The sequence below is a fragment of the Pedobacter nutrimenti genome (genome assembly GCF_032678445.1).
In the GTDB taxonomy this organism is placed as follows: domain Bacteria; phylum Bacteroidota; class Bacteroidia; order Sphingobacteriales; family Sphingobacteriaceae; genus Pedobacter; species Pedobacter nutrimenti_A.
Genome location: NZ_JAVTSQ010000009.1, coordinates 234,174 through 257,448, shown reverse-complemented (window position 1 = coordinate 257,448; position 23,275 = coordinate 234,174). Strand labels below are relative to the sequence as shown.

Below are 23,275 nucleotides of genomic sequence, written 5' to 3'. Positions count from 1 at the left end.
TCAATCCAGGTTTATTTAATTCTGAGGCATGTCCGGGTTAAAACCTAAAACATTAGTCGGGATCTTCAGCACATATTGCTTGCTGTTGGGCTGCAGGGTCATAATAATCTTTCCATTCGCATCGAAGCGGTTTATCGCAGGAATTCTTTTTTCTACATCAAGCCTGCGCATATCTATCCATCTCATTCCACTTGATGCAAGCTCATGTCTTCTTTCCATTAAAATTTGCTGAAGCACCATTTCCGGATCTGACGATTCATAAGGCTGATAAGGCTTTTTGTTACTCATTCGGGAAAGCCTCAATTCATTTAGATGTGTAAGGGCAAGACTAAGATTACCGCTCCTTGCAGCAGCCTCTGCAATGATGAGTTTCATTTCAGCTACAGAAGTTCCGAAACTTGGTACCGGTCCCTGGGGGTAAAACAGGATATCCCCTCTTTTCAGTTTGGTAAAATCAATCGTTTCTACAGGGGCATAATTCAAACTCACATTCACATAATACATTTTCAAACGAAGGTCCCCCTCGCTGAAGGTTTTCAGGAAATTGATATCTGAGGCCAGGGTCTGTATGGGAGTTGTTCCGTACCTTGCATAAATTTCCTGTTTACTCGCAATCATTGCCGGCATATCGCCTGGGGCAGCAAAAGTATTCAGGTCCAGCAAGCCGTTGGCAGGATCAGCAAGCGCCAGTACAGCATACTTTTCCGCCTCCGTATAGTCATTCTTCCAGAAATAGGCCCTTGCGAGTACACTATAGGCTGCATTTACGGACCCCCGGAACTTATTCGGATTATTCCCTTTCATCAGGTCCGGAAGCGCAGCATTGATGTCGTTTAGGATCTGGTTGTACATAAAGTTAACGGTAGCCCTGGCCGGCGTTTTCGTAGTGATGTCTGTGGAATTGACAAAAGGGACTGACAAATCCACATCAGCAGTAGCCTTGTTATAAGGTTTTGCATACATATTCACCAGATAGAGATATTCAAATGCCCGCCCCAGCAAAGCTTCTGCTTTCAGCTTCTTTTTTTCCAGTACCGATCCTGTAGTAGCATTTTCTACCTGGTTGATCACCGCATTGTATACATAAATATTCGTATAAGCCTCTGTCCAGATCACAGGGGGTTTACCTGCATCTGCAGTTAATTGTTCCTGCCACAGGTAGGATAAAGCATCAGAACTGTAATCATCCGACTTAATAGCAGGTTTATCACATTCGTCCGTCATTAAATTCAGATAGGAATTACCACTTGAGGTTAATCCCCTTCCATTTAAAAGCAGGTCAAAATCGGAAATGGTCTTTAGCATTACCTTTCCCCTAGGCTCTATATCCAGAAACTTCTTGCAGGAAGTACCACAAACCAGGATCAGAAGAAAAGCCAGTATATAGTGTTTATGAAAAATCATGATATGGAATATTAAAAATTGGTAAATAAACCTAAAGTGAATGTTGGCACAAGATTTCTTCTCATATAAGAACCCGTGATCACGCTGTAATTATATTTGTTAAAACCATGTGTATATAAATTTGTACCCTGGGCCTTGAGTTCAAAATTGCTGAACCCAATGCGTTTCAGGAAGGTAGAATTCAATCTGTAAGAAGCCGTCACATCCCTTAACAACAGATAGGCCGCATTCACCACATAGGTATCAGAGTTATTGTAAACGGAATATATGCGATTGCTATCGTAACTATAGGTTCCAGGGAAGCCCATTACATCCGTATTCTTTTCATCACCCGGATTTCTGAAATAATTTTCTGCGCCCTCCATCGGCCGCATAGCACCTGGTGACGGTCTTGGTATCCGTGTTTTGAACCCGGCATTGAAATCTACCATAAAATAGAGGTAAAAAGGTCCTATATCAAAGCGGTTACTCATACCAAGGGTATAGGCGGGGATACTGTTACCAGAATAATCCAGATCGCGGATCCCCTCATCATTACTGATATAGCTGAGCTGTTTTGCATTGTGATTCTGGTCATATACCGTTGGCAGGCCAAGTGAATTCAGCCCTGCAAAGCGATAACTGAACATAGAGCCCACCGGATAACCCACAATGTAATTTGCAGCAACTGAACCATCAACATACTGATAATTGTATTTAAGATTGTTCTGATATACATCAATGACTTTACTCGTATTGTAACTGAAAGCAACTCCGGTATTCCAATTAAAGTCTTTGCGCTGGATCCAGTCACCGTTAAGGGTAAATTCGAGGCCTTTATTTTCAATTCTGGCAGAGTTCAGGATTGTCGCTGCAGCACCTTTCGTCGGATCTATTGCAGCATTAGCCAATAGATCTTTGCTCTTTTTCAAATAATAATCTATGCTTCCGGAAATCCTGTTGAACAAGGTAAAATCCAGTCCGGCATTAAAATTATTGGTTTCTTCCCATCGCAACGAACTATTTTCAAGGCTGATGATATTCAATGAGGTCGCATTCGGCTGCGTACGATTATTCAATGCATATTTCGCAACAATCTGAGGCAGACTTTCTTTAGATACATTTCCGTTAAAGCCTTCAGACAGACGAAGCTTCAGACTGTTTACCCAGGTCAGCGATTTCATAAAAGCTTCCTTTTCGATATTCCAGGCAGCCCCGACTGACCAGAGCGGCTTGAACTGATATTTAGGATCGGTACCAAATAAATTGGACTGGTCTATACGTAAACTGGCCGAAAGGATATACTTGGACCGATAGGCATACACACCATTAAAATAACCAGAAACATATCTGTCCTCCTGGTAGGCCTTATTAAACAAATTGGTATACCTTAATGCTGGATTCTGCGGAAACCTTGAGTTCGGCCAGTAATCAGTCCCAAGGATCTTGGTATAATCAACGGGCATTTGCAGCATAGTCTGTTCATTATATCCGAAATTCGCAAAACTGCTGGCTTCATTCACTATTTTGCGCATTTCCGCACCAGCGATGAGGTTAAGGGAGTGGTCTTCATTCAATTTTTTATTATAACTCAGCTGGCCCCGAAACGTATAACCTAAAGTACTGGCAACCGTTGTCGTCTGATATCCTCCCCGTGGAAGGTTAAACAAAATGCTCCCGTTCTTCAGTTCACTGTAGTAATTCACATACTGCCGGCTTTGTGATGAATTTTCCGAAGCATAATGTAATTTGTTCTGACTGCTATATTCATATACACCCCCTAGGGTCAATGTCAGGTCAGGGATTATTTTATAACTCAGATCACCAACAATCTTATTCATGGTCAGCTTGTTGATGTCACGCTCTTCATTCAATTCTGTTAAGGGATAATTCAGGTTATCATAATAACCCAAAGCCATTATACCAGGATTATATAATGGATTAGTAGACGAACCGGCAAAAGAAGGCAGTGCGTTCCCATTGCTGTCCTGAAAACGTTCAAAGGATGCAAAATCAGTATAGTTGTATTTGGGCGCAGCGTTTGCCCTGGACTGGCTAAAATCTGCTGTCAGCCGGAAAGAAAGTTTACTGTTAAAATTATAGGTTCCCCGACCCGAAAGCAAAAATTTCCGGTCATCATTTTTCAGGGAAGAAAACTGGTTCCTGGTAAAATTGGAGGATATAAAATACAGCGCTTTGTCTGAACCTCCTGAAAGATTGAAATCATATTGCTGGGTTACTTTGTTCTGTTCAAATAACCTGCTGAAATCCTTGGTATTGTCGTAATCATAAATGGCATTCATTTTTTGAACCATAGCCAGGGTATCCGCTTTTGTCGGGTTTTTCATGGCAGAAAGATCCAGCATAGGCTCTGTTCCAGGAGCATACAACCCCGGGTTTTTAATATAATAATCGCGGCCTTGCCCACCATTCCTGTAATAGGAATCAATTCTGTAATTCATCGGTGTTTTTGCAGGTGCCAATCTGTAAGTAGTATAATCTTCCTTCGGGGTCATGCTCAGTGTACTCCGGAATTCAAATTTGGTATCCCCTCTTTTTGCTTTTTTACGTTCCACAATGATCACCCCATTAGAAGCCCGTACACCATAAATAGCTGCTGCAGCGGCATCTTTCAATAAGGTTACAGATTCTATTTCATTGGGATTTATCGCATCCAGGGTAAGTTCTGTTGGATAGCCATCAACCACCACCAGAGGCTGTTTGTTGGCCGATATGGTTGAAACACCTCTAACCTGAAATAATGAATTACCTTCAAATTTCAGATCATTATTGATCAACAGACCTGGTAATTTATTTTGGAGACCCTGCAGGAAATTATTCGTGGTAATCACGGATTCGTATGCTTTTGTATTGATAGAACTCACAGATCCGGTCAGCTGTTCCGTTTTGATTTTCTGATAACCAGTATAAGTTACTGCTACCTCATCCAATTCACCGGTATTCACCTCCAGTTTGATTACGGAATAAGTCTTCAATGACTTTACGGTCAGCTCCCGGGTCTTGTAGCCTATATAATAAATCTGTATGATCGCATTTTCATCTATGTTTCTCAGGGAGAATTCCCCGTTAACATTGGTTGCGACAGATCTCCGTGTATCTTTTACCCGGATCGTTGCCCCTACCAAAGGAGCCCCTTTTTCATCCGTCACTTTACCTTCTATATCTGCGGCATTAAAAAAATCCAATACCTTTTCCACAACAGAAACGGGCTTTTCTTTAACCACTAACGTTCGGTCCTTTAATACATAGACCAGTTGCTGGTCTGCAAAACACAGATCAAGAGCTTCCTTCAGACTCACCTGCGTTACATGAATGCTAATTGGCCTTGCATTCTTAATCAGGTTCGTGTTGCCAATAAAATCATAGCCACTCTGGGCCTGTATACTGTTTATGATGGTTTCAAATGAAGCATTTCTTTCATTCAGGGTGATCCGTTGTGCATAACTGCCTGCACTGACCTGGAGAAAGAAAGCGATCATAGCGATAATGGTCAGGTTAATCCGCATAATCCATTTTTTGAGAACACCCGGACAAGGGCTGTTCCCATGATGATAATAAATCATATATTTGATTGGTTTGGGTTTAGGTTGTTGATAATTGTTAATACGGTTTTAACGGGTAAGCTCAAACTGCTGCCGGGAGAGGGTCGGATCTTTCCCGGCTATCTTTAACTACCCTTTTTTGAGTTGTAGTTTTTTATTTCATAACGATTACGCTCCTTCCTTCCATTTTGAAATGAACATTTCCTGTTTCCTGGAGCAACTGCAGCACAGAGGCCAGATTCTTCGATCTGGAGATCACTCCAATAAATGATGTTTTTTCTAAATTATCTTTAAAAACAACATCTATGTTATACCATCTGGACACCTTTTGCATAATGCTGCCCAGTGTTTCTTCATTAAAAATAAAATAGCCATTTTTCCAGGCCAAGGCCTCTTTAACATCCGCAGCCGCAATTTTAAATCCTTTAGGCGTCCATAAAGATTGTTGGCCGGGCATCAGGATGGCCTGGCGCCCAACAGATTCAACCCCTTGTCCGGATTCATGTACCCATACGGATCCCTCAAATAAGGTCGTTCTGGTACTTAGGTCTTCCTCATACGCGCTCACATTAAAATGTGTTCCCAAAACCTTAACCACCTGCTGAGCTGTCTCCACAAAAAATGGTCTGGCCTTATCTTTAGCAACTTCAAAATAAGCTTCTCCCCGAAGTGTTACTCGTCGCTCTGCTGCCTTAGCCCTTGCAGGCAAGTATTGTAAAGAAGATGCTGCATTTAACCAAACCTTTGTTCCATCTGGTAACTCCAGCATATAAGCCCCACCTCTGGGAGTAGTAATCGTCATCAAAGAAGATTCCTTTGCTGCATATGGATCAAGCTTGCATATGACCTGCCCACCAGCCGTTTTTGTAATGACCAAACCCGCCTCATGACTCAGTATTCCGGTTCCCGCCTTGTTCAAATCGATCGTTTTTCCATTTCCCAGCGTAATTACAGCCTTGTTTCCTCCTGGTTTTATATCACTTCTTACATAAATCTGATCCTTATTTTCAGCAGCGTGTCGCTCCATATAAAAATATCCTGTCCCCATCACCAGCAAAACAGCCGCAGCTGCAGCAATCTTATACCAAAGCTTCATTTTTCTGTCTGGTTTAGGTAAGGCACAAAGAATATCATGAAGATCCTGCTCCAGTTTAAATTCAGCAAGCTCTTCGGCAGGTGCAGGAAATTGGTTCACGTACCAGGTTTCCAGCAAACTTTGCTCCTGCTCCGTGCATTTCCCTTCATTATATCTTCTGATCAGTTCGAAAACCTCTTCTTTATTCATAGCCCCACAAACTTCCTTATTTTGTCTGTTATATGTATGATACCCGAAAAGTAGATTGGGCGTAGAGAAAAAGAAATTATTTTAATAAAAATATTAAATACACAAAAATGCCCAGTTTTACCCTGAGTATCTTTAACGCATTGTTTACCTGTTTTTTTACTGTAGGCTCAGCAATACCTAAATGTTCAGCGATTTCCTTGTGACTCAAATTCATCTTTCGACTCAGCACAAATACCTCTTTCATTTTAGCAGGCAAAGCTTCAATCTCTTTTTCAATAATCGCAGAAAGCTGCTTCTCCCGTACCTGATGATCTGTAAAATTATATCCGCTCTGGATAGTATGCTGAATAGAACTGATATAGCCCGACTCCAGCCCCTTTCTTTCAATCTGCCGGAAAACCCTGTTTCGCACTGCGGCATAGAGATAGGAGATCAGGTCATGCGTTAGCGTAAGCGATTCGCGGTTGTTCCATAGCTTGGTAAACAGTTCCTGTATGGTATCTTTAGCTTCCTCTGTATTTCTTAACTTATTATAGGCATGAACATAGAGCGGGGCCTTAAACCTGTTGTAAATTTCTACAAAGGCCTCATGGTCCCCCTTCTTTAACAAAGCCGTTAATTCCATGTCGCTAAATGAACTATAAGAAGCCATTATATTAATCCGTCAGTTAAGCTTTTACAGTTAATGGAGCACGTTAACGTTAAAATTGATTTTTTAAAGGTATTATTTTTTGTCTTTACTGCTAAAGAATTATCAAATTTTCTGCAGAACCAACAAAATCTTCTTTTTATAACTTTTCATAAGCAGATTCTGTTCCATCCGCAGCAAGCTCCCCATCAAATATCACCAGCTTCTGGTCAGAAATATTAAAATGCTTAGTGGAATTCGATTTTTTAAAGAAGATAGTATACATCACCTCGCTGTTATTGATCCTGGTTTTTTCTTCCTTAACCGTATAATCATCGCTCTCTTCCAACTTTCCTTTCGCATACTTTTCAAGCTTTCCATTGTCAAATTTCAGGATATAACCGTTCCCTTTAGGGAAATTCGGATCCACATTAGCTACTTGTATGCCTTTAACATGCCGTAATTCCCATTGACCATTCAATTTAGATTCTAAAGATTTCGTCGTTTTACAGCCGGCCAGCATCATGAACAGTAAAAGAATAAGCAGGGGTGATTTTGTCAGCGTTTTCATAAAGTCAGTTATTTAAGGTAAACATATGTAAATACATCTGTATTATAACCAGTTAATCCAAACTCAGCATCACCTTTCCAATGTGCGCACTGCTTTCCATCAACTCATGAGCCTGGGCCGCCTGCTGCATTGGAAAGACTTGATCAGCACTTCAGTGGCAGAAGGTATCGGTCTGAATCTTTCTACCATCTGTAAAACTTCGGGTTGACCTGCTTTTATAATTACAATTGCTTTCCTAAATTCCCTAACTGTTTTAAGCCAGCAACCATACGGAGCAATATTCATATCCTGTCGCAAAAAGCCTCATAATTGTCTCATTTGCTGTCGTTTTTTATTTCTCAGATGTTGTAAATTAGCCATATGCATCTACTCTATTACTTCATACCAAGTGCCATGAAAAAGAACCTGTTTAAAAACACTGCCGCTTTCAGCAGCTTTTCAGTCAATGACCTGCAAAAAGCAAAAACCTTTTACAATGATATCCTTGGATTAGAGGTGGAAGAATCCAACGGATTACTCACACTACACCTAAAAGACAGCCTTCCGGTTATGATCTATCCTAAACCAAATCATCAACCAGCAACTTTTACTGTACTAAATTTCAACGTAAACAATGTAGAATCCGCTGTTAACGATCTGAACGACCTCGGCGTACAATTTGAAATCTACAATGAAGAACACTTGAAAACAGATGAAAGAGGCATTCTCGACGGAAACCCCAAAATTGCCTGGTTTAAGGACCCCGCAGGAAATATCCTGTCAATCCTAGAAAAAATGAAACCTTAAAAAAAAGCGAGCCACCTCACGTTCCGAAGTGACCCGCCAAATTAACGCTCTCAAATCTTTGACTCAGCGCACATCAAAAGGTTTAAAAGAAAAACAAAATTCATTTCCCTTGTCCGATCTGTTCATCAACTTGAACCACACTTACAGATACAGAAATACAACAAAGCTATAGGACAGCAACCCCAAGCTTGTCCCGTCCTAAATTGTCCCTGGCTCCGTCTTGGTTCGTCACTTCTCCGCCGCTTCTGCGCCGTAACTTAGGTAAACAAGTACTTTTACCGGACAATCGGCGCTAGAAGGCCGGATCATCGAACAACTAACACAAAGCCAGGTATAATCCAGCCCCCATCCATAACCCGCTCCGCACCATACCTAGTTTATACACCATACCTAGTCTATGCGCCATACCTAGTCCATGCGCCATACCCGGTCACCACCCTCCTCTGCAATTTGCTAAGGAAAATTCTCGTACGCTGCGGAAAGACCTCAGAGATCTGCGGGCTTCTTCGGCCCGCCTGATATCGTTAGTCTTGAAGCAGCTGTACAGAATTTTCCAAAAAATTCACCTCCCTACAAACCCAATTGCCCGTTCAACACCACCAATCCCTCTTCAAAACTATGCGGCTTATACCCCAAATCCCTTATCGTCTTATCCAATATAAATCCAGTCCTTCCAGGACGTTTAGCCCTCTGGTTCAAACTCGCCCCACTCACCTCCCTAATCAAACCCTTATCCAATCCCCAAAAATCAGCAACCTTATACACCAGCTCCACAATACTCATCATATCTTTCCCACTCGCATTATAAATCCCCTGCGCCTGCTTCTCTACCGCAAGCAAACAACAATCCGCCAGATCCTCCGCCAAAGTTGGCATCCGCCACTGGTCGTTCACCACATTGATCGGCTCCCCCTTCTCTAATGCCCCCTTTGCCCAAAGCACAATATTACTCCGGCTCATGTCCTGCACAATACCATAAACAATAATGGTCCTTAAAATCGCCCATGTACAAGTTGCCTCTTGCACAACTTCCTCTGCTCTAAGTTTCGTCAGACCATAATAACTTACAGGATTAGGAACGGCCTGTTCATCGTAAGGACCATCTAAACCATCAAAAACAAAATCAGTAGATACATGTACCAGTTGAATACCCAGTTCCTCACAAATGCCAACCAGGGTTTTTACTGCAGTAACGTTCAATGCATCCGCCAGTTCCCGCTCTGTTTCGCAAGTATCCACATTGGTTAATGCTGCCGTATGAATGATCGCATCGGGCCGAAATTTATCCACAACCGCCCTTACCTGCTCCGGGTTCAGGATATCCATTTCCGCATAAGTATATTCCTCAGACGAGGGAAAACGATTTGCTCCTTTCGCCGTCGCTATCAAGTTAAATTGTTTAAAATGCAGATTTCTTTCTGTAATCTTCTGACCCAAAAGGCCATTACTACCAGTAACAAGTATCGTTTTCATGAATATAGAACAGGTTTTTATGCAGTCTAAAGTATCAATAAATAAACTGTTGAAAAACTTTTTATTTATATATAAAATTTAAGTTGAAAACTCTTAACTTTGCGAACCAAATTACGGGCTTTAAAACAGCCTTTAACAAATTGATATTTATAATTTTACCCAAAACAATATATGCCTAACATTGGAAAGATAGCGCAGATTATAGGACCGGTAGTTGACGTAAGTTTTGCTGACGATGCTCAGTTACCTAAAATTTTCTCGGCCCTAGAGATTCAAAAAGAAAACGGACAGAAGATCGTTTTAGAAGTTCAACAGCACCTTGGTGAAGACCGTGTACGTGCAATCGCAATGGATTCAACCGATGGTTTAGTTCGCGGTATGCAAGTAGTAGACACTGGTGCACCGATCAAAATGCCAACAGGAGAACAAATCAAAGGTCGCTTATTCAATGTTGTTGGTGATGCTATTGATGGTATCAATACCATCGATAAATCCAATGGTAAAGCTATCCACAATGCTCCTCCCAGATTTGACGAGTTATCTACTGAAACAGAAGTTCTTTTTACCGGTATTAAAGTTATCGATTTATTAGAGCCTTATGCAAAAGGTGGTAAAATCGGTTTGTTTGGTGGTGCGGGTGTAGGTAAAACGGTATTGATCATGGAGCTGGTAAACAACATTGCCAAAGCGCACTCTGGTCTTTCTGTATTCGCCGGTGTAGGTGAGCGTACACGTGAAGGTAATGACCTTTTGCGTGAGTTTATCGAATCTGGTGTAATCAACTATGGCGAGGACTTCCTTCATTCTATGGAAAAAGGCGGATGGGACTTATCTAAAGTTGACACTGAAAAATTAAAGGAATCTAAAGCTACTTTGGTATTCGGTCAAATGAACGAGCCTCCTGGTGCACGTGCACGTGTTGCCTTATCAGGACTAACTGTAGCGGAATACTTCCGTGATGGTGATGGTGAAGGCGCTGGTAAAGATATCCTTTTCTTCGTTGACAACATTTTCCGTTTTACCCAGGCAGGTTCTGAGGTATCGGCACTTTTGGGTCGTATGCCTTCTGCGGTAGGTTATCAACCTACATTAGCAACAGAGATGGGTCTGATGCAAGAGCGTATCACTTCAACAAAACGTGGTTCAATTACATCTGTACAGGCGGTTTATGTACCTGCGGATGATTTAACTGACCCGGCTCCGGCAACAACATTTGCCCACTTGGATGCAACTACAGTACTTTCACGTAAGATCTCTGAGCTTGGTATCTACCCTGCCGTAGATCCACTGGATTCTACTTCACGTATTTTGTCTCCTGCAGTATTAGGTGATGAGCATTACAACACTGCTCAACGTGTTAAAGAAATCCTGCAACGCTATAAAGAACTACAAGATATCATCGCCATCCTTGGTATGGACGAATTATCTGAGGAAGATAAATTAACCGTTCACCGCGCACGTCGTGTTCAACGTTTCTTATCTCAGCCTTTCCACGTAGCAGAGCAGTTCACCGGATTAAAAGGTGTATTGGTTGACATCAAAGATACCATCAAAGCATTCAACATGATTATGGATGGTGAAGTTGATGAATATCCTGAGGCTGCATTTAACTTGGTAGGTAGCATTGAAGATGCTATTGAAAAAGGTAAAAAACTATTAGCTGAAGCAAACGCTTAATTGTAGCGTATATTATTATATATATGACATTAGAAATTTTAACACCAGACAAAAAAATCTACGAAGGAGAAGTAACAGCAGTTACTGTACCTGGTACTATGGGTTCTTTTCAGATCCTGAAAGACCATGCACCAATTATCTCTACTTTGGAAGATGGTCCAGTAACTATAAAAAGCAACAAAGCCGAAGATGAAATCTTTGTAATTAAAGGTGGAGTTGTGGAGGTTTTAAAAAACAAGATTATTGTTTTAGCCGAAGGTGTTGCTTAATCTCTAATAACGAATGTAAAAGCCCCCTGATCGAAAAGATCAGGGGGCTTTTTTTATTTAATTTTTTTAGTCGGTTTCATCAAGTTTTTTCATGACTTTCATCATTTTACGCAGAATTTTCAGAAAAGTGGTATGCTAGCATAATATCTATACCGAATACCGAAATCATATTTGGTATAGCAGCTACCATCATTAGTGTCAAAATCAAGCTTTATGCAGAATTAAATAAAGGTAAACAAGCAAAATTACAGAATAATATTTTTTTTCAATTATTTTACTGTAGCTATTGATAGAATCTGAACCAAAAACTAAATTGGTTTTATAGAAATTAGTTAGAACAAAATACAAAATGAACAGCTCAAATACAACATTTAACAATGTCATTATTAACCTGAACCTCCTGCTGATTATCCAGGAGAGCAAGGCGCTGTAAATGAGTTTTTAATAAAGAACCAAAGCGCCTTCAAAAGAGGCGCTTTTTTAATGAAAGCAACAAAACAAAACCAACCTATATCTACCCAATGCAATACTTCAATTCAAACACAGTACTTTATTTGAACGGCGACCTTGTCAAAGCATCGGAAGCCGGCACTGATCTTTATAGCCAGTCTCTGCACTATGGCTATGCTGTATTTGAAGGAATAAGGGCTTACAGTACCCACAACGGTGTCCGCGTTTTTAAAGCCAGGGCCCATTATGAACGCCTTAAACGTTCCTGCGAACTGGTTCACATTCCTTTTCCATGGGACATCAATGACCTGATCCGGCAAACCTATAAAGTATTGGAATTGAATAACCTGAAAGACGCCTACATCCGTCCGCTGGTTTATTGCGGACCGAATATGTCGCTTTCAGCCCCAACAGAAGTAAACATCATGATCGGTGCCTGGGAATGGGCAGCTTACCTAGGAAACAAACAACTAAAGGTAGGCATCTCCAGTTATCAACGGCCAAACCCCAAATCCATGCCAATGGAAGCTAAAGTGAGCGCACATTATGTAAACTCCATTTTAGCCACTACAGAAGCAAAGAGCAAGGGTTTTGATGAAGCCATTTTGCTGGACATGAACAACCATGTTGCAGAAGCACCTGGTGCCAACATCTTTGTTGAAAAAAATGGAAAATTATATACCCCTCCTGCCGGACATATTTTACCGGGCATCACACGTGCTACGGTGATACAATTGTGCAGAAGATTGGATATTGAATGTATAGAAAGGGTACTCACTGTAGAAGATTTGAAAAATGCAGACAGCGCTTTCTTCTGTGGAACCGCAGTAGAAATTGCCGGAATCAAGTCTGTAGATGAAACCATTTTCCCGCTTAAATGGCAGGACAGCATTGGAGCAACCCTTCAGCGCACCTATAAGTGCCTAGTATTAGAAAAACAGAACTACGAAGTAATCATATAAAACATAGCTATAGACCGAATATGTCACAAACTCCTGAAATTAACCGATACAGTAAAACATTTACACAAGATCCGACACAACCAGCTGCACAAGCCATGTTGTACGGAATTGGATTGACCAAAGAAGACATGGACAAAGCTCAGGTTGGCATCGCCAGCATGGGATACGATGGAAACACCTGCAACATGCACTTAAATGATCTTGCAAAAATTGTAAAAGACGGGGTCTGGAAAAATGACATGGTCGGTTTAACTTTCGGTACCATTGGTGTAAGTGACGGAATGTCTAACGGAACAGATGGGATGCGTTATTCCCTGGTATCCAGAGATGTGATTGCAGATTCGATTGAAACCATTTGCGGTGGACAATACTACGACGGTTTGATTACCATTCCTGGTTGTGATAAAAACATGCCTGGCTCTATTATGGCTATGGGTCGCTTAAACCGTCCATCCATTATGGTGTATGGTGGAAGTATACACTCCGGAAAATATAAAGGTGCTTCATTAAATATTGTATCTGCTTTTGAAGCTTTAGGACAAAAACTGGCAGGTAATTTAGAAGAAGAAGATTTCCAGGGCGTTATTAAAAATGCTTGCCCTGGTGCAGGTGCTTGTGGTGGTATGTATACTGCAAACACCATGGCTTCGGCCATTGAGGCATTGGGTATGAGTTTACCATATAGTTCTTCCTACCCCGCTACAAGCGATGAGAAAAAGAACGAATGTCTGGAAGCCGGAAAATACATCCGCATCCTTTTAGAAAGAAACATCCTCCCTGCCGACATCATGACCGACAAAGCATTTCACAATGCGATGGTAACCGTTATGGTATTGGGCGGCTCTACCAACGCGGTATTGCACTTAATTGCCATGGCTAAGTCTGTTGGTTTGAACTTAACATTAGATGATTTCCAAAAAGTTAGTGACAATACCCCGGTATTGGGCGACTTAAAACCAAGTGGAACCTATTTAATGGAAGACCTCCATGAAATTGGTGGTGTACCAGCAGTATTAAAATACTTGTTAAAAGTAGGATTGATCCATGGCGACTGCTTAACAGTTACGAGTAAAACGATAGCAGAAAATGTTGCTGATGCTCCTGACCTGAATTTTGATACTCAAAAGATCATCTTCCCGATAGAAAACCCGATTAAAGAAACCGGTCACCTTCAAATGTTGTATGGCAACCTGGCTACTAAAGGCTCTGTAGCTAAAATCAGTGGTAAAGAAGGAGAGAAATTCACAGGCCCGGCACGTGTTTTTGATGGAGAAAAAGCGCTTATGGCCGGTATCCAAAGTGGAAGACTAAAAAGTGGAGATGTTGTGGTCATCAGACAGGTTGGTCCTAAAGGTGCACCCGGCATGCCTGAAATGCTGAAACCTACTTCATTGATTATTGGTGCAGGCTTAGGTAAATCGGTGGCATTGATTACAGATGGTCGCTTCTCTGGTGGTACCCACGGTTTTGTAGTTGGACACATCACGCCTGAAGCATGGGATGGAGGAAACATTGCCCTGGTTCATGACGATGACATCATTACCATTGATGCGGTAAACAATACGATAAATGTTCACCTGACAGACGAACAACTGGCTACGCGCCGCTCAGTTTGGACACAGTTACCTCCACCCGTCACCAAAGGTGTACTCTATAAATACATTAAACAAGTAAGTGATGCCAGCGAAGGTTGCGTAACCGACGCCTATACCGATTAAACATTTGACAACCCACCTTAAAAACAATAAAATGACTACAGCACAAGCGGAAGCATCCACCCTAACCGAACCAAAAACAACCACAACGGTTACTGGTTCTGTAGCTTTACTAGAGGGCTTAATCGCTGAAGGTACCGATACCATTTTTGGATATCCTGGTGGTGCCATCATGCCCATCTATGATGCACTTTATGATTACAAAGAAAAATTAAACCATATCCTGGTAAGACACGAGCAGGGCGGCATCCATGCCGGACAAGGCTATGCCCGTTCTTCAGGGAAAGTAGGCGTTGTATTTGCCACCAGCGGTCCGGGTGCAACCAACCTGGTCACAGGATTGGCTGATGCGCAGATTGACAGTACGCCCCTGGTTTGCATCACCGGACAGGTATATGCACATCTTTTGGGAACCGATGCTTTCCAGGAAACCGATGTGATCAACATCACCACACCAGTAACCAAATGGAATTACCAGGTAACCGATGCTACTGAAATCCCAGCTGTACTGGCCAAAGCTTTTTATATTGCCAGAAGCGGCAGACCCGGCCCGGTATTAATTGACATTACAAAGAATGCACAATTGCAGTTGTTTGATTATGAAGGCTACACGCCTTGTGACCACATCAGGAGCTACCGCCCAAAACCAAACATCCGTAAAGAATATATTGAACAAGCAGCCGCGCTGATCAACACTGCAAAAAAACCTTTTATTTTGTTTGGCCAGGGGGTTTTATTGGGTGAAGCAGAAAAAGAATTCAAAGCTTTTGTAGAAAAAAGCGGAATTCCCGCAGCCTGGACTATTTTGGGTGCTGGTGCGATCCCAACAGATCATCCCTTAAATGTAGGTATGCTGGGCATGCACGGCAATTACGGTCCTAACGTACAAACCAATGCCTGCGATGTGCTGATCGCTATAGGGATGCGCTTTGACGATAGGGTAACCGGCCGTCTGGACAAATATGCCAAACAAGCCAAAGTGATCCATCTGGACATAGATCCGGCCGAGATCGACAAAAACGTAAAAGCTGATGTACCAGTTTGGGGTGACTGTAAAGAAACCCTGCCTGCATTAACAGCATTGGTAGAAGAAAAAACACACCCGGAATGGCTTGCCGAATTCAGGGCCTTTGATAAAGAAGAAGAGGAAACCGTTATCCAAAAAGAACTGAACCCGGAAACAGGTGAAATGACCATGGGTGAAGTGGTGAACAAATTAAATGAGCTGACCCATGGAGAGGCCATCATCGTAACCGACGTTGGCCAGCACCAAATGGTGGCCTGCCGTTATGCCAAGTTCAACAACACCCGCAGCAATATAACCAGTGGTGGACTTGGTACCATGGGCTTTGGACTTCCTGCGGCCATCGGCGCCAAATTTGGAGCACAAGATAAAACCGTAGTGGCCATTATCGGAGATGGTGGTTTCCAGATGACCTTACAGGAGCTGGGTACCATTATGCAAAGCGGCATTGACGTAAAAATCATGATCCTGAACAACAGGTTCCTGGGCATGGTACGTCAATGGCAACAACTGTTCCATGAGAAACGTTATTCGTTTGTAGACATCACCAGTCCTGATTTTGTAAAACTTGCCGAATCTTATTATATCGCAGGTAAAAAGATCTCCGAAAGAGAGGAACTGGTTTCAGCCCTGGAAGAAATGCTGAACCACAAAGGTTCTTACCTCTTAGAGGTGATGGTAGCTAAAGAACATAACGTGTTCCCAATGGTACCACAAGGTAGTAGTGTAAGTGAAATCAGACTTAAATAATTGTAAGACCATGAGCAATTCCAACGAATTAGAATTAAACGGAAAACAGGAATTTACAATTACTGTATACACCGAAAACAGAATCGGCATACTAAACCGTATTGCCATTATCTTCTCCAGAAGAAAAATCAATATTGAAAGCCTGAATACCTCTCCTTCAGAGATTGAGCATATTCACCGTTTCAACATCCTGATCCACGAGACAGAAGAAGTGGTGCGCAAACTGGCCCGTCAGATTGAGAAACAAGTAGAAGTCTTGAAAGTATATTACAATACCAACGAAGACATCATCTGGCAGGAAATGGCCCTATATAAAGTGCCCACAGACACCATCGCTGAGAAAGTATCCGTAGAGCGTTTACTGCGCGAATTTGGTGCCCGCGCCGTAGTGATCCGTAAAGACTATACCGTATTTGAAACCACCGGACATCGCGAAGAAACCGACAAACTGATTGAAGTATTGCAACCTTACGGCCTGATCGAGTTTGTTAGAAGTGCAAGGGTAGCCATTATTAAAGACAGCGATGGCTTTAACCGCAAACTGAGAGAGTTTGAGCGCAAGGATCCGGGAGAAGAAGTGATTGAAAACGAATTTCTCGATAAAGAGAAGAATGTTTTTTCCATGTAGTCCAGAACATAGCACAGATGAAACATCTATTAAATATCACCAGGCAAACCCGGGAAAATTTCATAAGGCTGATCGAAACTTCAACCATTGAAGAATTGAACGAAGTACCTGCCGGCTTTAGTAACAACATCATTTGGAACCTGGGGCACATTATGACCAGTCAGCAATTGCTTTGTTATCAACTTGCCGGTTTAAACCCTATTATTGATCCGGCATATATCCTGGCCTATAAAAAGGGTACCCGGCCAGAGGGATTTGTTAACGCGGAAGAAATCAATAACATAAAAGGGCTCATTCGTAGTACGATTGATCAATTGGAAAAAGATTTGGACAATAACCTGTTTGTGAACTACAATGCCTTTACCACAAGTTTTGGTGTAGAATTAAAGAGTACAAATGATGCTGTTCAATTTTTCCCGGTACACGACGCACTACATTACGGTTATGCACTGGCTATAAAAAAAGCACTAAATAAAACAGATAAAAATTAGAACCTTAAAATAAAACCAATAAAAACGATGTCAAATTATTTTAACACATTACCTCTTAGAGAAAAATTAAACCAATTAGGTGTTTGCGATTTCATGGACAGTTCAGAATTTCTGGACGGCGTAAATGCATTAAAAGGAAAAAAACTCGTAATTGTAGGTTGCGGCGCACAAGGCCTTAACCAAGGTTTAAATTTAAGAGATAGTGGATTGGACGTTTCTTATGCACTGCGTGCAGCAGCTATTGAAGGCAAAAGAGATTCCTGGAAAAATGCTACAGAAAACAATTTCACTGTAGGTACTTATGAAGAACTGATCCCTACTGCAGATGTAGTGATCAACCTTACTCCAGATAAACAACATACTTCAGTAGTTAACGCAGTAATGCCTTTAATGAAACAAGGTGCTACACTCTCCTACTCCCATGGTTTCAATATTGTGGAAGAAGGCATGCAGATCCGTAAAGACCTTACCGTAATCATGGTAGCTCCTAAATGTCCTGGTTCTGAAGTAAGAGCAGAATATGTACGTGGCTTTGGTGTACCAACCCTGATTGCAGTGCACCCAGAAAATGATCCTGAAGGAAAAGGTTTGGCACAAGCAAAAGCTTATTGTGTTGGAACCGGCGGCCACAGAGCAGGTGTATTAAAATCATCCTTTGTTGCTGAAGTAAAATCAGATCTGATGGGTGAGCAGACCATTCTTTGCGGTTTGCTGCAAACTGGTTCAATCCTTTCATTCGATAAAATGATTGAAAAAGGAATTGATGCGGGTTATGCATCCAAACTGGTTCAATATGGCGTAGAAGTGATCACCGAAGCTTTAAAACATGGTGGTGTAACCGGCATGTTGGACAGATTGAGCAACCCGGCTAAAATCAAAGCTTTTGAAATTTCAGAAGAGTTGAAAGACATCATGCGCCCATTGTTCCAAAAACATCAGGACGACATTATGAGTGGCGAATTCAGCCGTATCATGATGGAAGACTGGGCTGCAGGCGATAAAAACCTATTGGCATGGCGTGCAGAAACAGGCGAAACTGCTTTCGAGAAAACTCCTGCAGGTGATGTTAAAATTGCAGAGCAAGAATATTTCGACAATTATACCTTAATGGTTGCTTTTGTAAGAGCCGGTGTTGAACTTGCTTTTGAAACTATGGTTCAAGCTGGTATTAAACCAGAATCAGCCTATTATGAGTCTTTACACGAAACACCACTAATCGCCAATACCATTGCACGTAAAAAATTATTTGAAATGAACCGTGTCATCTCCGATACTGCAGAATATGGCTGTTATTTATTTGACCAGGCATGTAAGCCCCTATTGGCCGACTTCATGAAAAAAGTAGATACCGACCTGGTTGGTAAAAACTTTAATGAAGGTAAAGATGCTGGTGTGGACAACAGAGTACTGATTGCCGTAAACGAAGCTTTGCGTACACATGAAGTTGAAGTTATTGGCGCCCAGTTAAGAAAAGCCATGACTGCTATGAAATCTATCAAAACAGCTTAATTAAATATGATACAACCCGTCGTCCATATCACAAACCTGAATTTAAAGTACCGGAACAAACCGGTACTTAAGGATTTGTGCTGGACCATAAGCCGGGGGGAAAACTGGTTACTTTGCGGAGCAAGCGGAACCGGAAAGACATCATTAGCAAAAGCCATTGCTGGTTTAACACACAGTTACGGGAATATAGCCATCGGCTTCAACCCGCAAAGCAGTTTACCGGCAATGGTTTACTATGTTGCCAACTGGCATCAGTTTAAAGATCTGGAAGGCCAGTCCAATTTCTACTATCAGCAACGCTACAACAAACAATCTGTAGAAACTATCGCTACCGTGCAGGCCGAACTGGAAAACTTTGGCAAAAAATATGCGCTTCAATTTGATGAAATAGATGGCATTTTGGACGCATTGGGTTTTTCAGAGCAAAAAAATGCGACACTGATCCAGTTGTCCAGCGGAGAGCACAAAAAACTACAACTGATTAAAGCCCTGTGGCTTAAACCCCAGTTATTGATTCTGGACCTTCCCTACAATGGTTTAGATGCACTTTCCCGCCAAAACCTCAATACCCTGTTGGAACAGATCACCAAAAGCGGCACACAGCTCATTTTAATCAGCAATGAAAATGAATTACCTGCATGTATAGATCATTTTGCCCTCATCGAATCCGGCAAACTGGTCGAGATTCCGGCAGCTGAACACAACAGAAATGAATTAGAGACAGTGAACAAACCCGTTCCTGCATTTCTAAGTGATGCTGTTGCTCCGTTCTCTTCAGAACAGATCATTAAAATGACTGATGTGAACGTGAGTTATGGCGACAAGCAGGTGTTAAAAAACATCAGCTGGGAAGTTAAAGCTGGTGAAAAATGGGTATTGCATGGCCATAATGGGTCAGGAAAATCTACCTTATTGAGCTTAATTTGCGGAGACCATCCACAGGCCTATGCCAATGATTTCCATCTGTTCGGAAATAAAAGAGGCAGCGGCGAAAGCATCTGGGAAATTAAACAACGGATTGGCTTAATATCGCCAGAACTCCATTGGTATTTTGACCCCTCCGCAACCGTTTGGCAAAGTATTGTTTCTGGCTTTTATGATAGCTCAGGCCTTTTTTCCGATCCCGGTTACACCAAAAAAGCTCAGGCCGATGAACTGATCCGTTATTTCGGACTGGAAGAATACAAAGACACCCTGGTGAACGAACTTCCACTTGGTAAACAACGACTGGCCTTGCTGGGCCGAACAATTGTAAAAAACCCGGAATTATTGATCCTGGATGAACCTTGTCAAGGTTTAGATCAGCAACAAACACAACATTTTAACAGCTTGGTAGATGAATTGTGTAAAAATGGCACCACATTGATTTACGTAGGCCATTTTGAATCGCAGATACCCAACTGTATAGAGAAAAGAATTTTATTAGAGAACGGCGAGGTAAAATCCGTCAAAACCATTACACAAAAAACCTATACTAACTAAAAAACAAGATTATGTTACACGATCCGAATAGAGTTTATGTGTTTGACACCACCCTTCGTGATGGTGAACAAGTACCAGGTTGCCAATTGACAACCCCAGAAAAAATTGAAATTGCCAAAGAACTTGAAGCGCTTGGCGTGGATATCATCGAAGCAGGCTTTCCTATTTCAAGCCCTGGCGATTTCCAGAGTGTTGTAGAGCTTTCCAAGGCTGTATCTGAACCCATCATTTGTGCATTAACACGGGCAAATAAAGGGGATATTGATTCTGCTGTTGCTGCCTTGAAATATGCCAAACGCCCCAGGATCCATACGGGTATCGGTTCATCAGACATGCACATTAAACACAAGTTCAACAGTACCCGCGAGGACATCCTGGCCAGGGCCGTTGAAGCCGTTAAATATGCAAAACAATTTGTGGAGGATATAGAATTTTACGCTGAAGATGCAGGCCGGGCAGACATTCATTACCTGGCACAAATGGTAGAAGCCGTTATTGCTGCCGGTGCTACCGTGGTCAACATACCAGACACCAATGGTTATTGTCTTCCTGACCAATATGGCAGCAAGATCAAATTCCTGAAAGAAAATGTAAAAAACATTGACCAGGCCATTATCTCTGTACATTGCCACAACGATTTGGGTTTAGCTACCGCCAACTCTATTGCCGGTCTTCAAAACGGTGCCCGCCAGATCGAAGGTACCATTAATGGTATTGGAGAACGTGCAGGAAACACCTCCATTGAAGAAGTCGTCATGATCTTGAAAACACACCAGGCCCTGGGCTTAAACACCAATATCAATACAAAGAACTTTTACGAGCTCAGCCGCATGGTCAGCAGTCAAATGCGCATGCCGGTACAGCCTAACAAAGCCATTGTAGGCAGTAATGCCTTTGCACACAGCTCTGGAATACATCAGGATGGATTTCTTAAAAACCGTGAAAATTACGAAATTATACGTCCGGAAGATGTTGGTTTCCCTGATGCCAGTATCGTACTTACCGCCCGCAGCGGCAGACATGCCTTAAAGTTCCATTTGGAGCGTTTAGGTTTTACATTAAGTAAAGAGGAACTGGCCGATGCCTATTACCGCTTTCTTACTGTAGCAGACAATAAATTAGATATTAACGATCAGGATTTGATCTTGATGATGGGCAAGCAACAATTGGCCTAACCCATCATCCGTATAAATGAATTTATAATAAATTAAAAAATGAGCAAGACATTATTTGATAAGGTGTGGGATACTCACGTCGTACGTAAGATAGAAGGTGGTCCAGATGTACTTTTTATTGATCGTCACCTTATTCACGAAGTAACCAGCCCTGTGGCCTTTTTAGGCTTAAAAAGCAGGGGGATAAAAGTATTGTACCCGGAACGCACTTTCGCTACTGCGGATCACAATACCCCAACCATTAACCAGCATTTACCCGTTGCAGATCCCCTTTCTGCCAACCAGTTAAAAGCACTGGAGTCCAACTCTAATGAATACGGCATCAGCCACTGGGGTTTAGGCCATCAGAAAAATGGTATTGTTCACGTTGTAGGACCAGAATATGGAATTACACAACCAGGTGCGACCATCGTTTGTGGTGATTCCCATACTTCTACTCATGGTGCCTTTGGTGCTATTGCTTTTGGTATAGGTACTTCCGAAGTAGAAATGGTACTTTCCACACAATGTATCATGCAGCCAAAACCTAAAAAGATGCGCATCAACGTAAATGGCAAATTAGGTGTAGGTGTTACCCCTAAAGACGTTGCTTTGTTCATCATTTCTCAGTTAACCACATCGGGTGCAACAGGCTACTTTGTTGAATATGCTGGTGACGTTTTCGAAAACATGAGCATGGAAGGCCGGATGACGGTTTGTAATCTAAGTATCGAAATGGGTGCACGTGGCGGTATGATCGCTCCGGATGAAACCACCATCAACTATGTAAAAGGCCGCGAATTTAGTCCTAAGGGTGAAGCCTGGGATAAAGCACTGGCTTACTACAAAACATTAAAAACAGATCCTGATGCTGTTTTTGATAAAGAGCTCACCTTTGATGGCGCCACCATTGAGCCAATGATTACCTATGGTACCAATCCAGGAATGGGTATGGGAATTTCTCATGACATTCCCGATGCAGCACATGTTGAAGGTGGTGCCGCAACTTATGCCAAATCATTAGATTATATGGGATTCCATGAAGGCGACTCTATGATTGGCAAGAAAGTAGATTTTGTTTTTGTGGGCAGTTGCACCAATGGCCGTATTGAAGATTTCAGGGCATTTACCTCAATCGTAAAGGGCCGTCACAAAGCGGATGATGTGACCGTTTGGCTGGTACCAGGTTCACATATTGTTGAATCACAGATCAAGGACGAAGGCTTACTGGACATTTTAACCGAAGCCGGCTTTACCTTACGTCAGCCAGGTTGTTCTGCATGTTTAGCTATGAACGACGATAAAATACCTGCAGGTAAATACGCGGTAAGTACTTCTAACAGGAACTTTGAAGGCAGACAGGGCCCTGGTTCAAGAACCATGCTGGCCAGTCCGCTTGTTGCTGCTGCTGCTGCCGTTACCGGCGTAGTTACAGACCCAAGAACATTAATTGAAGAACTCGTCTAACACAAACA

Annotated in this window: 18 protein-coding genes and 1 pseudogene; 12 read left to right on the top strand and 7 right to left on the bottom strand. The window is 42.1% G+C overall.

Features of this window, described 5'->3' with window-relative positions; translation table 11 throughout:
• Positions 1-15 precede the first annotated feature (15 nt).
• The 6 genes and pseudogenes from R2S08_RS17815 to R2S08_RS28900 form a co-directional block, all read right to left on the bottom strand.
• Positions 16-1,404 (bottom strand): RagB/SusD family nutrient uptake outer membrane protein, encoded by a 1,389-nt coding sequence (locus R2S08_RS17815; RefSeq protein ID WP_316836399.1) that lies wholly within the window; start codon positions 1,402-1,404, stop codon positions 16-18.
• Positions 1,405-1,415: 11 nt separating this feature from the next.
• Positions 1,416-4,967 (bottom strand): SusC/RagA family TonB-linked outer membrane protein, encoded by a 3,552-nt coding sequence (locus tag R2S08_RS17810; RefSeq protein WP_316836398.1) that lies wholly within the window; start codon positions 4,965-4,967, stop codon positions 1,416-1,418.
• A 133-nt stretch (positions 4,968-5,100) separates the two neighbouring features.
• Positions 5,101-6,231 (bottom strand): FecR family protein, encoded by a 1,131-nt coding sequence (locus R2S08_RS17805; protein WP_316836397.1) that lies wholly within the window; start codon positions 6,229-6,231, stop codon positions 5,101-5,103.
• Between the two features lie 76 nt (positions 6,232-6,307).
• Entirely contained in the window at positions 6,308-6,883 is a 576-nt protein-coding gene (locus R2S08_RS17800) for an RNA polymerase sigma-70 factor (RefSeq protein ID WP_316836396.1), read from the bottom strand.
• Positions 6,884-7,019: 136 nt separating this feature from the next.
• Entirely contained in the window at positions 7,020-7,430 is a 411-nt protein-coding gene (locus tag R2S08_RS17795) for a hypothetical protein (RefSeq protein ID WP_316836395.1), read from the bottom strand.
• A 52-nt stretch (positions 7,431-7,482) separates the two neighbouring features.
• A pseudogene (locus tag R2S08_RS28900) lies at positions 7,483-7,563 on the bottom strand (hypothetical protein); the annotation flags it as partial.
• A 260-nt stretch (positions 7,564-7,823) separates the two neighbouring features.
• On the opposite strand from R2S08_RS28900, the gene R2S08_RS17790 reads away from it, so the two are divergent.
• A complete protein-coding gene (locus R2S08_RS17790) occupies positions 7,824-8,216 on the top strand; it encodes a VOC family protein (protein ID WP_316836394.1) in 393 nt (130 codons plus the stop codon).
• A gap of 570 nt (positions 8,217-8,786) precedes the next feature.
• On the opposite strand, the gene R2S08_RS17785 is transcribed toward R2S08_RS17790, so the two are convergent.
• Positions 8,787-9,689 carry an SDR family oxidoreductase gene (locus R2S08_RS17785; protein ID WP_316836393.1) on the bottom strand — a complete coding sequence of 301 codons (903 nt, stop codon included), beginning with the start codon at positions 9,687-9,689 and terminating at the stop codon, positions 8,787-8,789.
• Positions 9,690-9,860: 171 nt separating this feature from the next.
• On the opposite strand from R2S08_RS17785, the gene atpD reads away from it, so the two are divergent.
• From atpD to leuC, 11 genes are all read left to right on the top strand, one after another.
• Positions 9,861-11,366 carry a F0F1 ATP synthase subunit beta gene (atpD, locus tag R2S08_RS17780; RefSeq protein ID WP_316836392.1) on the top strand — a complete coding sequence of 502 codons (1,506 nt, stop codon included), beginning with the start codon at positions 9,861-9,863 and terminating at the stop codon, positions 11,364-11,366.
• 23 nt (positions 11,367-11,389) lie between these two features.
• Positions 11,390-11,635: an ATP synthase F1 subunit epsilon gene (gene atpC, locus R2S08_RS17775; protein WP_133780101.1), complete on the top strand. Its 246-nt coding sequence runs from the start codon at positions 11,390-11,392 to the stop codon at positions 11,633-11,635.
• A 521-nt stretch (positions 11,636-12,156) separates the two neighbouring features.
• Positions 12,157-13,047: a branched-chain amino acid transaminase gene (locus R2S08_RS17770; RefSeq protein WP_316836391.1), complete on the top strand. Its 891-nt coding sequence runs from the start codon at positions 12,157-12,159 to the stop codon at positions 13,045-13,047.
• Between the two features lie 20 nt (positions 13,048-13,067).
• A complete protein-coding gene (gene ilvD / locus R2S08_RS17765) occupies positions 13,068-14,765 on the top strand; it encodes a dihydroxy-acid dehydratase (protein ID WP_316836390.1) in 1,698 nt (565 codons plus the stop codon).
• Between the two features lie 31 nt (positions 14,766-14,796).
• Positions 14,797-16,536: a biosynthetic-type acetolactate synthase large subunit gene (gene ilvB, locus R2S08_RS17760; protein WP_316836389.1), complete on the top strand. Its 1,740-nt coding sequence runs from the start codon at positions 14,797-14,799 to the stop codon at positions 16,534-16,536.
• 10 nt (positions 16,537-16,546) lie between these two features.
• Positions 16,547-17,164 carry an acetolactate synthase small subunit gene (gene ilvN / locus R2S08_RS17755; RefSeq protein WP_316836388.1) on the top strand — a complete coding sequence of 206 codons (618 nt, stop codon included), beginning with the start codon at positions 16,547-16,549 and terminating at the stop codon, positions 17,162-17,164.
• A gap of 17 nt (positions 17,165-17,181) precedes the next feature.
• Positions 17,182-17,655, top strand: a complete 474-nt coding sequence (locus R2S08_RS17750; protein ID WP_316836387.1) for a DinB family protein — start codon at positions 17,182-17,184, stop codon at positions 17,653-17,655.
• 27 nt (positions 17,656-17,682) lie between these two features.
• Positions 17,683-19,164, top strand: coding sequence for a ketol-acid reductoisomerase (gene ilvC, locus R2S08_RS17745; protein WP_316836386.1), 1,482 nt, complete (start codon positions 17,683-17,685; stop codon positions 19,162-19,164).
• Between the two features lie 6 nt (positions 19,165-19,170).
• A complete protein-coding gene (locus R2S08_RS17740) occupies positions 19,171-20,646 on the top strand; it encodes an ATP-binding cassette domain-containing protein (RefSeq protein ID WP_316836385.1) in 1,476 nt (491 codons plus the stop codon).
• An 11-nt stretch (positions 20,647-20,657) separates the two neighbouring features.
• On the top strand, positions 20,658-21,821 hold the full coding sequence (locus R2S08_RS17735; protein WP_316836384.1) for a 2-isopropylmalate synthase: 1,164 nt from the start codon (positions 20,658-20,660) through the stop codon (positions 21,819-21,821).
• A 39-nt stretch (positions 21,822-21,860) separates the two neighbouring features.
• A complete protein-coding gene (gene leuC, locus R2S08_RS17730; protein WP_199076760.1) occupies positions 21,861-23,267 on the top strand; it encodes a 3-isopropylmalate dehydratase large subunit in 1,407 nt (468 codons plus the stop codon).
• The last annotated feature ends 8 nt before the right edge of the window (positions 23,268-23,275 follow it).

What these genes read in the sequence shown, in the direction of transcription:
- R2S08_RS17815 (WP_316836399.1), bottom strand. Translation starts at nt 1,404, where the DNA reads ATGATTTTTCATAAACACTATATACTGGCTTTTCTTCTGATCCTGGTT.
- R2S08_RS17810 (WP_316836398.1), bottom strand. Translation starts at nt 4,967, where the DNA reads ATGATTTATTATCATCATGGGAACAGCCCTTGTCCGGGTGTTCTCAAA.
- R2S08_RS17805 (WP_316836397.1), bottom strand. Translation starts at nt 6,231, where the DNA reads ATGAATAAAGAAGAGGTTTTCGAACTGATCAGAAGATATAATGAAGGG.
- R2S08_RS17800 (WP_316836396.1), bottom strand. Translation starts at nt 6,883, where the DNA reads ATGGCTTCTTATAGTTCATTTAGCGACATGGAATTAACGGCTTTGTTA.
- R2S08_RS17795 (WP_316836395.1), bottom strand. Translation starts at nt 7,430, where the DNA reads ATGAAAACGCTGACAAAATCACCCCTGCTTATTCTTTTACTGTTCATG.
- R2S08_RS17790 (WP_316836394.1), top strand. Translation starts at nt 7,824, where the DNA reads ATGAAAAAGAACCTGTTTAAAAACACTGCCGCTTTCAGCAGCTTTTCA.
- R2S08_RS17785 (WP_316836393.1), bottom strand. Translation starts at nt 9,689, where the DNA reads ATGAAAACGATACTTGTTACTGGTAGTAATGGCCTTTTGGGTCAGAAG.
- atpD (WP_316836392.1), top strand. Translation starts at nt 9,861, where the DNA reads ATGCCTAACATTGGAAAGATAGCGCAGATTATAGGACCGGTAGTTGAC.
- atpC (WP_133780101.1), top strand. Translation starts at nt 11,390, where the DNA reads ATGACATTAGAAATTTTAACACCAGACAAAAAAATCTACGAAGGAGAA.
- R2S08_RS17770 (WP_316836391.1), top strand. Translation starts at nt 12,157, where the DNA reads ATGCAATACTTCAATTCAAACACAGTACTTTATTTGAACGGCGACCTT.
- ilvD (WP_316836390.1), top strand. Translation starts at nt 13,068, where the DNA reads ATGTCACAAACTCCTGAAATTAACCGATACAGTAAAACATTTACACAA.
- ilvB (WP_316836389.1), top strand. Translation starts at nt 14,797, where the DNA reads ATGACTACAGCACAAGCGGAAGCATCCACCCTAACCGAACCAAAAACA.
- ilvN (WP_316836388.1), top strand. Translation starts at nt 16,547, where the DNA reads ATGAGCAATTCCAACGAATTAGAATTAAACGGAAAACAGGAATTTACA.
- R2S08_RS17750 (WP_316836387.1), top strand. Translation starts at nt 17,182, where the DNA reads ATGAAACATCTATTAAATATCACCAGGCAAACCCGGGAAAATTTCATA.
- ilvC (WP_316836386.1), top strand. Translation starts at nt 17,683, where the DNA reads ATGTCAAATTATTTTAACACATTACCTCTTAGAGAAAAATTAAACCAA.
- R2S08_RS17740 (WP_316836385.1), top strand. Translation starts at nt 19,171, where the DNA reads ATGATACAACCCGTCGTCCATATCACAAACCTGAATTTAAAGTACCGG.
- R2S08_RS17735 (WP_316836384.1), top strand. Translation starts at nt 20,658, where the DNA reads ATGTTACACGATCCGAATAGAGTTTATGTGTTTGACACCACCCTTCGT.
- leuC (WP_199076760.1), top strand. Translation starts at nt 21,861, where the DNA reads ATGAGCAAGACATTATTTGATAAGGTGTGGGATACTCACGTCGTACGT.